Origin of the sequence: Marinomonas sp. (assembly GCF_965225885.1) — a bacterium.
Classification (GTDB): Bacteria; Pseudomonadota; Gammaproteobacteria; order Pseudomonadales; family Marinomonadaceae; genus Marinomonas.
Map to the genome: position 1 here is coordinate 1,521,725 of NZ_OZ245329.1, position 14,363 is coordinate 1,536,087.

A 14,363-nucleotide genomic window follows, 5' to 3' on the forward strand; every position below is an offset into this window, starting at 1 on the left:
AAGGCTATAATTCGCGCACTTTAGACAAATTGAGGACAGCTTGTGACACTCGCAATATTTGACTTAGATGGCACCTTATTAAACGGCGATAGTGATTACACTTGGGGACAATTTCTCGTTGAGAAAGGCTTAGTCGACAGCCAGGACTACAAACTGGCGAATGATAAGTTCTTTGAAGAGTACCAAGCAGGCACTTTAGACATTCACGAATACTTAGCTTTTAGCTTAGAGCCATTAACCAAATTCTCAAGAGAAGAATTAACCAAGCTGCACAACACTTTCATGCAAGAAAAAGTTCAGCCGATGATGCAAGAGAAAGCTAACGCTTTGATAAAACATCACAAAGACCAAGGTCATTTCTTGCTGATGATCACTGCGACCAACCAATTCGTTACAGGGCCAATTGGCGATGCTTTGGGCATGGATCACATCATTGCGCCTGTGCCAGAGATTATTGACGATCACTACACAGGCAAAATTGTTGGCGTGCCAAGCTTCCAAGACGGCAAGGTCACACGACTAAACGAATGGTTGACAGAAACTGGTCACACGATGAAAGGCAGTTACTTTTACAGCGACTCTCGTAATGATTTGCCGTTATTAGAATTGGTCACTTATCCAGTCGCTGTTGATGCTGATGAAACGCTAACAGAGATCGCACAAGATCGTGGTTGGCAGCATATTTCGTTAAGAGATTAATCAACGAAATGATAAAAATATAAAAGCGCTGCCAAATCCAATCCGACAGCACTTTTTACTGTTAAATGATACAAACAAAGTAAGCTTATAAGCCCATGTTGTTATGAATACGATAAAACAGGGCTTTTAGGTATTCCGTTTCTTCAATCGCAGGATGCACTGGATGATCTGGCGCTTGTGTTCCGCGGTAAATCAATTGCGAGAAACGCTCTAACTGGCGACTGTTACTACGAATAATATCGTGTAAACGTGCCGTTTCTAGGTGCATAGAACAAGACCCAGAAACCAAAATACCACCCTTCGCAACCAATCGCATCGCTAACTGATTAGCGCGATGATAAGCGCCTTCGCCAGCTTTGATGTCTTTACGGCGAGCAATAAAAGCTGGCGGATCCATGACAACCACATCAAAACGCTCTTTGTCTTCAATCAAAGACTGCATTGCTTCAAACGCATCGCCATGCATCAAGTTAGAACCACCTTCGTATTGGTTCAGTTTAAGGTTTTCATCCACATGACTTAAAGCACTTTCAGACGCATCAATAAAAGTCACGTCTGTTGCACCAGCAGATGCAGCTTGAACGCCCCAACCACCAATGTAAGAGAAAACATCTAATACGCGTTTGCCATCACAAAAGCCTTGCATGGTTTTGCGGTTTTCACGGTGATCATAGAACCAACCGGTTTTTTGGCCATCCCAAACAGGCGCTTGGAACAACACACCATTTTCTTGTAGGAAAACCAATTCTGGAACCGTACCAAAAGCTTCTTCAACGTACGTTTCAAGACCTTCGATCTGACGCATCTTGCCATCATTTTTCATCAAGATAGCAGATGGCTTCACCACATCTTGCAAAGCTTCAACGATCTCGTTTTTCACTCGCTCCATACCAGCAGTCGAAATTTGCACAACTAATATATCGGCAAAGCGATCAACTACTAAGCCTGACAAGCCATCAGAATCACCAAACACAAGACGGTAATATGGCGCCGGGTAAGTAAGCTCGCGCAAAGACAGGGCAATCTTAATACGGTGAACTAAAGTTGATTTATTTAAAAAAGTATCAATACTACGACTCATTAAACGGCCGCATATCAATGTGTTAGGATTGATTGTCGCAATACCAAGAGGTTTACCTTGAGCTGTTTCAACAACAACCTGATCCCCTGGAGTGAATTGCTTTAATGGCGTCGCAGAAGTATCTACCTCATTGCTGTAAATCCATTGATGTCCAGCCCTTAAACGGCGATCAGCTTGACCTTTTAGTCGAATAACACTCAAAATTTTCACCCAGTATATTTAAAAAAACGCTATTATAAAGACTCTAGATTCAATTGCTACGAATTACGTAGCGGTAAAGTTACTTGCCTTAAAGAAGTGAAGTAGTCCATGTCCTCTACATTAAATGAAAATCAGCTCAAACTCATCTTGCAAGGCATCAGCATTCCACCACAACCGCAAATTATGGTGGATTTACACATGGAACAAGCCATGCCAGATCCAGACATGGCACGTATATCAGAAATCATTTCACAGGATGTGAGCCTTTCAGCCGCCGTCTTAAAACTCGTCAACTCTGCGTCCTTTAACTTACCGAAAAAAATTGCCTCCATTCAACAAGCCGTGATATTGCTTGGCCCAACAAGCGTCACCAATATCGTTAACGGGCTTGCGGTAAAAAGTGAACTGTCAGATGACGCAATACAATCACTACACAGCTTTTGGGATACCGCCAGTGATGTTGCCGCCATTTGCTCAAGTCTCGCCAATCAGCTTGATTTTAAATATCAAGATGAATGCTATTCGCTTGGGCTTTTTCACAATGCCGGCATTCCTTTGATGCTTAAGCGTTTTGATGGTTATCAAGATGTGCTGAAACAAGGCTATCAAGATCCCGAATTCAACCTCACCGATGTTGAGAACCAAGCCTTTAAAACCAACCATTCTGTTGTCGGTTATTATTTGGCTAAATCATGGGGATTGCCTAAAAGTTGCTGTGCAGTTATAGCGAAACATCACCGTGTCGATTACCTATTCCGTCACAGAGTTCCCGGTGATTCTATAAATCTCACCTTTGCCTCCATTTTAAAAATGGCTGAGCACATTGCATCGACGTTCAGACACATAGGCGGAGCAAGTGAAGACTATGAATGGCAAAAAGTTGGTCATTACGCCCTAGATCATTTAGAACTGAGTGAATACGATTTCGAAGGCATGATTGAAGTCTGTCATGAGCAAGGAATCGGAACGGTCTAACTCTATTACTTGCTTCTCAATAAAACATAAAAACGCCCAAGTGATTTATAAGCAAATCACTTGGGCGTTTTTATTTAAAGACCTTTCGGAAGGAAAAATATCTAACGCGGGAACATAACCAAATGATCTAAATGGACACTTAGCCCAATCTCTTGACCAACAGAGTGATTGTGATGGGAAGAAGCAAAACAATACACCACTTTGCCAGAAGACAATTTCACACGATATAAAAAGTGTGACCCACGAAACCATCGGCTCACAATCACACCAACAAACTCACTGTCGTCGTCATGTAAAATGTCATCAGGGCGAACCAATAAATCTACTTGAGTATTGTCGGCAAAACCGTGATCCAAGTCGCCGCGAATATTCCCCAAATCGGAATGCACACAATCTGGCCCACAGACGGTAGCCGTCAAGAAATCCCCACGCCCAATAAAACTCGCCACAAAACGTGTTTCTGGTCGATGATAAATTTGATACGGCGAGCCCGTTTGATGAATCACACCCTCGCTCATAACAGATACTTGATCCGCCATAGCAAAAGCCTCCATCTGATCATGAGTCACTAATAACGCACTCATTTTTTCATGCTTCAATATGGCACGAATATCGGGCACTAACTCTTCTCTTAACTTTGCATCAAGCCCCGAGAAAGGCTCATCCATCAGCAAAAGTTTAGGCTTAGGGGCAATGGCTCGCGCCAAAGCAACGCGTTGCTGCTGACCACCAGAAAGAGAATGCGGATAGCGTGATTGGAAACCTGACAACCCAACTAGATTTAACAAATAAGTAACGCGCTCCTGCGCTGCCTCTTTCGGCCAAGCAGACAAACCAAACGCAATATTTTGCTCAATAGTGAGGTGTGGAAACAAGGCGATGTCTTGAAACACCATGCCGATAAAACGGTGCTCAGGATTAACACTGTGTGTTGAATTGGAAATCACCTCGTCATCAATACGTATTTCACCAACCATTAAGGACTCAAAACCGGCAATTGCACGCAACAAGGTCGATTTACCGCAACCACTTGGCCCGAGCAAACAACCTATCTGACCTTCTAGTAGCTTGAAAGAAGCATTTTTAACAACCGCATCTCCATCATAACCAACCGAAACATCGGCCAGTGTCATTTCTTTCAATAGTTTATGGGGAGGTAACGATGACATATGCAATCCTATTTTTAATAAATGCTATTTAGCACTGTCAGTGCGAGAAGAAATGGAACGACTCAACAAAATCACTGGCACCAATCCCACCAACACGATCATTAACGAAGCGGGAGCCGCATCGACCAATCGCTCATCTGATGCGAGTTCAAAAGCTCGCACTGCTAAGGTATTAAAATTAAATGGTCGTAATACCAAGGTCGCTGGTAACTCTTTTAATACATCGACAAAGACGATTAGCATGGCCGTTAAAACCGAACCTTTTAACAGCGGAATATGAATGCGCGTTAATACGTTAAAAGGCGACATTCCCAGCGAACGCCCGGCCATATCCATACTAGGTTTGATCTTTCCAAGACCATTTTGCACTGCACCTAAAGACACCGCCATAAAGCGAACCGTGTAGGCAAACAGCAATGCCACTAAGGTACCAGAGAAAATCAAACCGACTCTTTCACCGCTGTAATGTTTAACAAAATCAATAATTCGATGATCTAGCCAAGCCAACGGAACAATAGTGCCAATCGCAATAATCGTCCCCGGCAGAGCGTAACCTAAACCCGCAATGCCAACCGATGCTCTAACGGTTCTGCCATTATTTAAACGAATGGCATAACTCAATATCAAAGCTAAACTCACCACAATAAGAGAAGCCATCGCGGCCAAATAAAAGGAATTCCACGCCAGTTGAATAAAGTTTGTGCCGGGCATTTCTGCTTTAAATACCGCCCAATACGCCAATACACTGACAGGAATAAGAAAACCAACAAGGATAGGCAGCCAGCAAAAGATACAGGCCAGCAAACCACGGCCACCATTCAGAATCATACGTCGATTACTGGCCTTTTTTAGACCTGACGCATGGTAGCGAATGCGATGCCGTGAATATCGCTCAAGCAGAATCAATACCGCGACAAACATCAGCAAAATACCCGCTAGCTGTGAGGCCGCCGCCACATCACCAAAACCATAAAAGGTTCGTAAAATGCCTGTCGTGAAAGTGTTTACACTGAAATATTGCACCGTGCCGTAATCGGCTAATGTTTCCATCAGCGCTAAGGTCAGGCCCGTTACAATTGCCGGACGCGCAAGGGGAAGTGCCAATTTAAAAAAAACAGCACGACCAGAATAGCCAAGTGTACGACTAACTTCTAAGGTGTTCTCAGACTGTTCTAAAAAAGCCGCTCGACTCATGAGATACACATAAGGATAAAGCACCAAAGTCAGCATAGCGATGGCACCACCAAGAGAACGTATTTCAAAGAACCAATACTCACCGTAACGCCAACCTGTCAGTTCGCGAATAAAGGTTTGCACTGGACCGGCAAAGTCCAACACACCCGTATAGGTATAAGCAATAATGTAAGCGGGTACTGCCATGGGCAACAGTAAAGCCCAAGAAAGAAATGCGCGACCAGGGAAGTCGCACATGCTAGTTAACCAAGCACAAGGCACACCAATGACCAATACACCTATGCCAACACCCAACATGAGTAACAAAGAGTTAGAAATATATTCCGCTAAGACGGTCTGATAAAGGTGTTGCCACACTTCACTATCGCCAGTCAAAACGTTAATCACCACAACCAAGATGGGCAATGCCAAAATGGCCGCAATCAGCATTGCCGCCATTTTTAACCAATTCCACTTAGATTGACTTGCTAAACTCGAGTGAGCTAAATTCGCCATTAATCATCAAAAACCATATCAGAAAGCTCATTACGCTGAGCAAATATCAGAAAAATCACTTCCAACCAGCAATATCCATCAGCTCAACCGCTTCACGATTGTTTTCACCTAGTTTGCTTAATGAAATGGTATCTGCTCGGAATGTTCCAAATGGCGCCAACATTTCTGGAGCACCTATGCCTTTCACCACTGGGTACTCATTATTCACGTGAGCGTACCATTCTTGGGACTCTTTGTTGGTAAGAAATTCAAGCAGTAATTTGGCGTTTTCAATATTGGTAGCGGCAGCCGTAATGCCTGCGCCACTGACGTTTACATGAGCACCGCGTTCACCTTCGGCCTGATTAGGCCAAAACAATTTCACCGTGTTATAAACGGCTCTTTCATCAGCACTGTCACTTTGACCAAGGCGACCATAATAATAGGTATTCGCCAGCGTCAAATCACATACACCGGAAGAAACCGCTTTTAACAGATCCACATCACCACCAAAAGGCGGGCGCGCTAGGTTAGCAACCAAACCTTTGATCCATGCTTGCGTTTTCTCTCGGCCATCGGCTTCTAACATGGAAGCAACCAAAGATTGGTTATAAATATTGGCTGACGAACGCACACAAATACGCCCTTTCCACTTTGGATCGACAAGGTCTTCGTAGGTGGATAAATCGTTTTCTGACACTTTTTGAGGATTATAAAAAATCACCCGAGCACGCTGAGACAAACCAAACCAATAGCCATCACTATCGCGCAAATGGCTCGGAATATTAGCGCTTAATACATCACTGTGAATGGGTTTTAATACACCAGCCGCCTTTGCACGGTGCAAACGACCAGCATCAACCGTAATAAAAATATCAGCAGGACTCGCATCGCCTTCCGCTTTCAAACGGCTTAACAAAGCATCAGCCGAGCCGGTAATAAGGTTCACAACCACATCGTTTTGTTCTGAAAATTTATCCAAGGCAGGCTTTATAAGAGATTCTTTGCGTGCTGAATAGATGTTCACCTCGCCTTTGGCTTGCAGACCAGTAGAAAGAAGCAATGACGAAGCTAACGCAGCAAATCCAACATAGCTCAATACAGGCTTTCGCCCTTGAATTTTAATCATTTTGCGCAGTTTCACAGACATGCTCACCTTCCACCAATTCAACAGATTTCCTCTTCCCATAAAAACACCACAGATAGAGTGGAAAATAAGAGAAAAGGCCATAAAAAAAGAGACAAGAAATTAGCACAACACAATGCTAAACACTAGCGATTATCATTTATTTGTAGGGATAGATCAGGGGTTGAACCGAGAAAAAAGGCTAACAGAAGATTGGCATATTTGTTTTTCGAATACGCCAATCTATTGAATATATGTTTCTTTAAAGCATTTTGAGAGGCTTTAAACACGACAATAAAACTTAATGCAGTAATTGATTAAGTCCATCGCCGATTGCTAAAGCATCATCTAATTCATAAATGATGCCCTCAGGTAAACCCGCAGCTTTCGATACTGCCGAAGGAAAACCTTCTCGAACTAGGTCGTATTCCCGTTCGTTGTGAATACAAGCATTTATGTAGCAGGCCAGATTCAATACACAAGCAAGTGGATTTGGTTCATCATCCGAAAAAGGACGTTTATGATGCTGTACTGCGTACCCAAGTCCTGCCGGAAACTTCCACAAATCCATCAGTGCTTTACCAGCATCTTGGGTAGTAAAACCAAGTAAATCTTGTTCAGCTTTAACTCGACCCGCTTTGCGATTTTTCACCAAAAGTTGAATCTCTTGCGCAATGGCAGGTTCGGTAAGATGCAACAGTAATCGCCCGATGTTATGAACAATACCTGCCGTAAAGGCTTCGTCTTCTTGAACCAAAGGCGTTCGTTTTGCAAACCATTGCGCCAATTCAGCGACTCGAAAAGAATCTGCCCAGAATTCATTCAGATTTAAACCTTCGACTTTTGCGACCGAATTAGAAAAACCAGAAGCAATGACCAAGGTTTTCAATTTATCGGTTCCAAGTAAAACAGTAGCTTCATCGATAGAAGAGATTTTTCTTGATAAACCGAAATAAGCTGAGTTAACCACTCGCAATACTTTCAAAGAAATCGTCTGGTCGTGGGAAACCCGTTCAGTAAGATCGGAATATTTAACATTAGGATCACTAAGAAGCTGAATAAGCTCACGAACGACATCGGGGACATTGGGAAGTTTATCCGTTTTCTTCAGAAGATCTGTTGCTTGCATAGCATTCCGCCTTGTTCTCTGATTGGTGATGTATCTATACATGCAGAATATGACAGCAAACGTTTTTTGCAACCGGAAATACGTAGCGTTTTGAAAACACGCCACTTAGCTCCAAATAGCAATAGCCAAAAAAGAGCTCATATTAAGAAAAAGACGACAAACCTGCTGCTCGGGCAACCAATTTTTTCTTCAAAGACTCACCTTGATTAAATTGCTTCATGCCAATATTTCTGAGCTGAACAATAAGCGGTTGCTGGGTGGAAAATAGGCGTTTAAACGATTCCATACCTGCGGCCATAGCAATGTTATCTAACATACGAGCACGCTGGTAACGGCGCAATACTTTACTCGCCCCAAGATGCTCGCCACGTCGATGGGCTTTTTCTAGCACTTCTACTAATGCTTTTACATCACCAAAACCTAAGTTCGCACCTTGCCCTGCTAAAGGATGAATGGTGTGTGCCGCATCACCAATCAATGCCAATCCGGCTTTGACATACTGTTTTGCATGACGCTGTCTTAATGGAATTGCTTGACGAGTTTGTGTGAGTCTCAAGACCTCAAAACGCTTATTTATTGCGTAATGCAAACGACGGCAAAAAGCGTCTTCATCAAGCGCCATCAGAGATTCCGCTTCTTTAGGCGGGACAGACCAAACTATGGAAACAAAATGTTTCTGATCAACCGAAGGAAGCGGAAGAAATGCCAAGATGCCTTCTTCACCAAAACTCTGCCACGCGGTATTTTCATGAGATTGCGCGATTTCGATGGTAGTAACAATGGCATGATGACCATAATCCCATTCAAGGGTATCAAAGGCATTTTCGCTGCGCAGTTTGGACATGGCGCCATCTGCAGCAATAATGACCTGGGCCTCCAGAACATGCCCTGACGTCAGTTCCACTTTGACACCAGACTCACTTAATTCATGAGACTCTAACGTATCGCCTAAATACAGATCGATATTTTTTGCACGTCGAACTTGCGCCATCAGCTGCTGATTTAAAACCGCATTTTCGACTAAATGACCAAGCTCAGGCATCGCCGTCGCTTGAGCATTAAAGTCGATAAAACCATCGCCAAGGCCATCCCAAACCACCATATTGTCATAAGAAGCAATACGATCATGAGCAATGCCTTGCCAAACATTAGCTTGTTCAAGCAAGGCTTTTGATTGACTAGAAATGGCGCTGACTCGAGCATCATAAGCAGGAGGCGTAGACAATCGATATTCACCATCATGTTTATCAACAAGCGCGATTCGCAAAGAAGATTTAGCCAATAATATCGCAGACAGAGCGCCAACCATGCCAGCGCCCACAACTATCAAATCGTACGATTTAGCCATCTTCTTTACTCCGTCTCGTCTCAGTAGTTTTTATCGACTTTCAGCCATTAGAGCTTCAATGTCTGTGATTTTTTTTGGCAGTCCATGGGTCAAAATATAAGGGCCATCGGCGCGGATAAGTACATCGTCTTCAATACGAATGCCAATGCCTCGCCACTTTGCATCTACCGACTCATTATCTGCTGAAACATATAACCCAGGCTCAATGGTTAACACCATGCCCTCTTCTAGCAAGCGTGATTCACCAGCAATTTTATAAGCGCCACAGTCATGAACATCCAGACCTAACCAATGCCCAGTATTGTGCATGTAAAAATCTCGGTATGCTTTGCTCTCGATCAGTTGATCGACATCGCCGGTTAATAATCCGTGCGCAACCAGACCCTCGGTCAATTTTTGAACCGCTGCGTTATGACAAGCTTCATAAGGCGTCCCGACATTAAGCTCTTTCATGCCTGCATGATAAGCGTCTAACACCACTTGGTATAACGCCGCCTGTGGCTCACTGAATTTACCGCTCGCTGGAAAAGTACGAGTAATGTCTGCTGCGTAACAGCCTAGCTCCGCACCCGCATCAATCAAGATAAGATCGCCATCTTCGATCACTTCATCGTTTTTGATGTAATGTAAAACACAGGCATTACTGCCTGAAGCCACAATATTGTTATACGCAGGTTGGCGTGCGCCGGATTTCATAAACACATAATTCAGTTCCGCTTCCAGTTGGTATTCATTCACCCCCGGGCGGACAGATCGCATAGCTTGCTTATGAGCCTCAACACTGATTTGCGCTGCGGCTTCCATAATGGCGATTTCTTCAGCGTCTTTACGCAAACGCATTTCAGACACAAATGGCAATAAGTCGATAAAACGTGTCGGTACCGCCGCGCCAATTCTGACTTTTGCAGCAATAGCGTCACGCCAGCCGGCAATTTTTTCACGCAAGACATCGTCGTTAAACAAATACACAACTTGCTCAGCGCCATCTAAAGCAGCAAACGCAACCTTGTCTAATTCTTCTAACGGAGCCGCATCATTCGCACCAAAATTTGCTATCGCGCCTTCACTTCCAAAACGAAAACCATCCCATTGCTCGCGCTCAGGATCTTTTGGCAAAGTTACTAATGTCATTTCGCCTTTACCACGAATAACCGCGTAAGCACTTGGTTCTGGAAATCCAGTTAAATAGAAAAAGCTACTATGTGGACGAAATTCATACTCACAATCATTATTACGAGTGGCTAGCTCACCCGTTCGCAAAACAACCACACTGTTTTCAGGCAACGATTGAATCAAACGCTCACGGCGAGCCTGATAAGTTTGAGTATCAATTTTCATAGAAGGTTTCTCTTATTAATGGTTATTCCAATAAAACACTAGCGATAACGTTTTGATTTAAAATTGAAATCTAGTGTAAGGAGTTCTGTTTAGTATGATCTATATCGGGATTGATATCATGATGTTCTGTGTACAACATCATTGCAGACAATCTGACATATTCTACCAATTCGGTTAAATCGGCTTCATTGTCATTGTTGTCTTCTAGTGCGCGCATTTCCGCTTGCATGCCTGAGATATTGGCAAAATCACGCAAAATTTGCTTCGTATCATCCGACAAATCATTCTTTTGCCCAGACAAGCCATAACCAGCCAAAAAGCCATGCGCCCATTGCGCTAACGTCACGCCTCTTTCACATAATTCAGCGTCTTCATCGGAAATACTTGGTACCAGCGCGAACTCACCATTTTGCAACAAAGTTAGCGTGGCGGTATAAAGCTCAACGATTACCGCTCGGCTAGCGTCGTCTTTCCAACCTTCGATATCACAAAACTCTACCACCATGGACAACCAATCTTCCAATGGCAAAGTCACGCCAGAAGCAAGATAACCACAAAGTTGGCCATGCAATTCTGATGGTGATGCGGTAATGGATTCTGTGACAAAAACATCGGCGATCAAATCGAAGTCCAACGCGTCTTTTAACATTTCTGTGGACATAAACTGTCTACCTATTTCTGTTCAATTTATAAAAAAGAAGCCGCACCTAGTGGCGCGGCTTTCTGTCCCATTTTGCAATTTCATATCTACAATATGGGGCAGTGATACAGACCTTTCAAGTCTATTAGCCTAGTTGTTTAAGGCCAGACTCTAATGTTTGTAGAATTAAAGTATTGATTGTCATCGGACCAACGCCACCAGGAACAGGCGTATACGCCGCAACGCGATCAGTCAAAGGAGCAAGCTCAATATCACCAACACCGCCAGGATGATAACCAGCATCAACCACTACTGCGCCGTCTTTGATCCACTCTGCTTTGATGAATTCTGGTTTGCCAACCGCACCAACGATCACGTCAGCTTGTTTAACAAACTCAGACAAATTCTGTGTGCGAGAATGACAGATCGTCACGGTTGCATTGGCATTCAACATCATCATCGCCATTGGTTTGCCAAGAATCGGGCTACGACCAACCACAACAACGTGCTTACCTTCTAGGTTCACATCGTATGCTTCTAACAAACGCATAATGCCAGCAGGCGTTGCCGCGCCATAAGCAGGCTCTTGCATTGCCATACGACCAAAACCAAGACAAGTCACACCGTCTACGTCTTTGTGAGCCGCAATCGCGTCGAAACACAAACGCTCATCAATTTGCTCAGGCACTGGGTGTTGCAACAAAATACCGTGTACGTCTGGGTTATTGTTTAGCTCGTTAATCTTTTCTAGTAGCTGCTCAGTAGTCGTGGTTTCAGACAATTCAATTGCCATAGAATCCATACCAACACGACGACAAGCATTACCTTTCATCTTCACATAAGTGGCTGATGCTGGATCAGCACCCACTAGAATTGTCGCTAAAATTGGGGTGCAACCGGTACGCGCTTTCAACTCGGTAACTTGAGCCTGTAGGCGGTTTTCAGTTTCTTTGGCGCAAAGTTTGCCGTCAAGAACCAGTGCAGTCATGAATGAGCTCCAGTAAATTTAGAGTGATGTATGAGGGAGGCGCATTATACCTCAACTTTTGACTTGATACGCAGTGGCAAAAAGAATTTCAGTGAAATTCCCACTATTCTATTTGATGCACTCTCTTTGGTGTTAAGCAGGTTCCAAATAGTCCACCAACAACTGTAGGTTTCGCTGACCACGAAACTCATTCACATCAAGCTTATAAACCAAACGCGCTTGTGTCGCTTTATCATTCGGCCATTGGTCTAGATCGACAAAAAAGCTAATCGCATCTAATAAAAGCCCACTGCTCGGCTCACGAACCATAAGTTTAAGATGTTTTTCACCGACGATTCGCTGCTGCAATATATCAAATACACCGTCAAAACAAGGCTCTGGGAACATCTGTCCCCAGGGACCAGACAAACGAACTTGCTCGGCAAAACTCAAACTAAAGTCTTCTGGCGCCAGCGGTCCATCGGTCAATAATGTCGCTTCTAACTGCTCCGGTGTTACCCATTCAGTAATAATGGCATCGAATGCCAACTGAAAAGCTTCATAGTGGGATTCTTTGATAGACATGCCAGCCGCCATGGCATGACCACCAAACTTGCTAAGCAACTGCGGATATCGCTTAGCTAATAAATCCAATGCATCACGAATATGAACGCCGGGGATAGAACGCGCTGAACCTTTTAATTCGTCTTCACCAACTCTGGCAAAAGCAATCACAGGACGATGGCATTTATCTTTCATTCGCGAAGCCAAAATACCAATCACGCCTTGATGCCAATCTGCGTCGTAGAAACACATACCATTTGGCATGTCTTGTTCTTCGTCCAACAAAGACACAAGTACCAATTCGGCCTGCTCTTTCATGTCCGATTCAATGGCTTTGCGTTCACGATTGAATTGATCCAACTGCTGCGCGTAATCGCGTGCTTGATGAGGATGAACCGCCAGCAAACATTCAATACCGACCGACATATCATCCAGACGACCTGCTGCATTCAATCGTGGGCCAACCACAAAACCCAAGTCTGATGCTTTCAATTGAGTATGATCACGACGACCGACTTCTAATAAAGCAAGAATACCAGGTCGCGCCAAACCCGCTTGAATACGCTTAATACCTTGCTGAACGAGAATGCGATTATTAGCATCCAAAGGCACAACATCAGCCACAGTTCCGAGCGCAACTAAATCCAAATAATCCGCCATTTTAGGCTCAGGTATATGCTGTTCAGTAAACCAGTTGCAGCTGTTCAACTCGGCTCTTAGCGCCGACATCACGTAAAAAATCACCCCAACGCCCGCTAAGTTCTTACTTGGAAAACCACAGTTTGGATGGTTTGGATTCACAATGGCATCAGCGTTTGGCAGCGTATCACCGGGCAAATGGTGATCCGTCACCACCACCTTCATACCATAGGATTTTGCTGCTAGCACGCCATCAATACTGGCAATACCATTATCCACCGTAACTAAGACATCCGGCGATCGTTCTTGCGCAACCTCAACAATTTCAGGCGTCAGTCCATAACCAAATTCAAATCGATTTGGCACCAAATACTCAGGTGCAATCGCTCCCATTGCTTCTAGAGCAAGAATTCCAAGACTCGTACTGGTCGCACCATCGGCATCAAAATCCCCAACAATCAGAATCTTCTGATCTGCAATAATTGCATCGGCCAATATCTTTGCTGCGGTGGTTAAATCAAATAAAGAATCAGGTCTTAATAAATGCGGTAAGCGATAATCCAGTTGAGCAACGGACACCACATCACGAGATAAAAAAACTCGCTGTAAAGTCGCAGACATAGTCGAAGGAAAGTCATTTTTTTCAGCCGGCACAGCTCGGCGTTCAATACGCATAGAGATCTCAAAGTCAGATTAAGCAGGTAGTCGAAGAATAACACGAAATTGATTACTCACGCGCGATTCTCTGTTATTGCAATAAAGTCCCAGCCCACGCAACACGCTCAGATTAAAAGGCCATAAACTGCTTAAAAATCAAAC

Annotated in this window: 12 protein-coding genes; 2 read left to right on the top strand and 10 right to left on the bottom strand. The window is 43.9% G+C overall.

Translation table 11 applies throughout. The features are described from left to right. Positions 1-42: 42 nt before the first annotated feature. Complete coding sequence (locus ACO05V_RS07180) at positions 43-699, top strand: HAD family hydrolase (protein ID WP_421848969.1); 657 nt, start codon at positions 43-45, stop codon at positions 697-699. 85 nt (positions 700-784) lie between these two features. On the opposite strand, the gene ACO05V_RS07185 is transcribed toward ACO05V_RS07180, so the two are convergent. Then, complete coding sequence (locus tag ACO05V_RS07185) at positions 785-1,981, bottom strand: class I SAM-dependent rRNA methyltransferase (protein WP_421848972.1); 1,197 nt, start codon at positions 1,979-1,981, stop codon at positions 785-787. Between the two features lie 108 nt (positions 1,982-2,089). Between ACO05V_RS07185 and ACO05V_RS07190 the strand changes: the two genes are divergently transcribed. Continuing rightward, positions 2,090-2,956: an HDOD domain-containing protein gene (locus tag ACO05V_RS07190; RefSeq protein WP_421848974.1), complete on the top strand. Its 867-nt coding sequence runs from the start codon at positions 2,090-2,092 to the stop codon at positions 2,954-2,956. 101 nt (positions 2,957-3,057) lie between these two features. Here the strand turns inward: ACO05V_RS07190 and ACO05V_RS07195 are convergent, their stop codons facing one another. The 9 genes from ACO05V_RS07195 to recJ all read right to left on the bottom strand — a co-directional run bounded on the left by ACO05V_RS07195 (position 3,058) and on the right by recJ (position 14,219). Beyond that, entirely contained in the window at positions 3,058-4,125 is a 1,068-nt protein-coding gene (locus tag ACO05V_RS07195; protein WP_421848977.1) for an ABC transporter ATP-binding protein, read from the bottom strand. A gap of 24 nt (positions 4,126-4,149) precedes the next feature. After that, positions 4,150-5,814: an ABC transporter permease gene (locus tag ACO05V_RS07200; RefSeq protein ID WP_421848981.1), complete on the bottom strand. Its 1,665-nt coding sequence runs from the start codon at positions 5,812-5,814 to the stop codon at positions 4,150-4,152. A 55-nt stretch (positions 5,815-5,869) separates the two neighbouring features. Then, positions 5,870-6,937: a Fe(3+) ABC transporter substrate-binding protein gene (locus ACO05V_RS07205; protein ID WP_421856900.1), complete on the bottom strand. Its 1,068-nt coding sequence runs from the start codon at positions 6,935-6,937 to the stop codon at positions 5,870-5,872. Positions 6,938-7,220: 283 nt separating this feature from the next. Further along, positions 7,221-8,048 (bottom strand): HDOD domain-containing protein, encoded by an 828-nt coding sequence (locus ACO05V_RS07210; RefSeq protein WP_421848984.1) that lies wholly within the window; start codon positions 8,046-8,048, stop codon positions 7,221-7,223. Between the two features lie 142 nt (positions 8,049-8,190). Then, positions 8,191-9,396 carry a UbiH/UbiF/VisC/COQ6 family ubiquinone biosynthesis hydroxylase gene (locus ACO05V_RS07215; RefSeq protein WP_421848988.1) on the bottom strand — a complete coding sequence of 402 codons (1,206 nt, stop codon included), beginning with the start codon at positions 9,394-9,396 and terminating at the stop codon, positions 8,191-8,193. 30 nt (positions 9,397-9,426) lie between these two features. Further along, positions 9,427-10,734, bottom strand: a complete 1,308-nt coding sequence (locus tag ACO05V_RS07220; protein WP_421848991.1) for an aminopeptidase P N-terminal domain-containing protein — start codon at positions 10,732-10,734, stop codon at positions 9,427-9,429. Between the two features lie 70 nt (positions 10,735-10,804). Next, positions 10,805-11,395, bottom strand: coding sequence for a UPF0149 family protein (locus tag ACO05V_RS07225; protein ID WP_421848994.1), 591 nt, complete (start codon positions 11,393-11,395; stop codon positions 10,805-10,807). Positions 11,396-11,519: 124 nt separating this feature from the next. Further along, on the bottom strand, positions 11,520-12,362 hold the full coding sequence (folD, locus tag ACO05V_RS07230; RefSeq protein ID WP_421848997.1) for a bifunctional methylenetetrahydrofolate dehydrogenase/methenyltetrahydrofolate cyclohydrolase FolD: 843 nt from the start codon (positions 12,360-12,362) through the stop codon (positions 11,520-11,522). A 132-nt stretch (positions 12,363-12,494) separates the two neighbouring features. Beyond that, complete coding sequence (gene recJ, locus ACO05V_RS07235; RefSeq protein WP_421849000.1) at positions 12,495-14,219, bottom strand: single-stranded-DNA-specific exonuclease RecJ; 1,725 nt, start codon at positions 14,217-14,219, stop codon at positions 12,495-12,497. Positions 14,220-14,363: the final 144 nt, after the last annotated feature.

Coding starts and splice junctions, on each gene's coding strand:
- ACO05V_RS07200 (WP_421848981.1), bottom strand. CDS start 5,814: ATGGCGAATTTAGCTCACTCGAGTTTAGCAAGTCAATCTAAGTGGAAT.
- ACO05V_RS07210 (WP_421848984.1), bottom strand. CDS start 8,048: ATGCAAGCAACAGATCTTCTGAAGAAAACGGATAAACTTCCCAATGTC.
- ACO05V_RS07220 (WP_421848991.1), bottom strand. CDS start 10,734: ATGAAAATTGATACTCAAACTTATCAGGCTCGCCGTGAGCGTTTGATT.
- ACO05V_RS07225 (WP_421848994.1), bottom strand. CDS start 11,395: ATGTCCACAGAAATGTTAAAAGACGCGTTGGACTTCGATTTGATCGCC.
- recJ (WP_421849000.1), bottom strand. CDS start 14,219: ATGCGTATTGAACGCCGAGCTGTGCCGGCTGAAAAAAATGACTTTCCT.
- ACO05V_RS07215 (WP_421848988.1), bottom strand. CDS start 9,396: ATGGCTAAATCGTACGATTTGATAGTTGTGGGCGCTGGCATGGTTGGC.
- folD (WP_421848997.1), bottom strand. CDS start 12,362: ATGACTGCACTGGTTCTTGACGGCAAACTTTGCGCCAAAGAAACTGAA.
- ACO05V_RS07195 (WP_421848977.1), bottom strand. CDS start 4,125: ATGTCATCGTTACCTCCCCATAAACTATTGAAAGAAATGACACTGGCC.
- ACO05V_RS07190 (WP_421848974.1), top strand. CDS start 2,090: ATGTCCTCTACATTAAATGAAAATCAGCTCAAACTCATCTTGCAAGGC.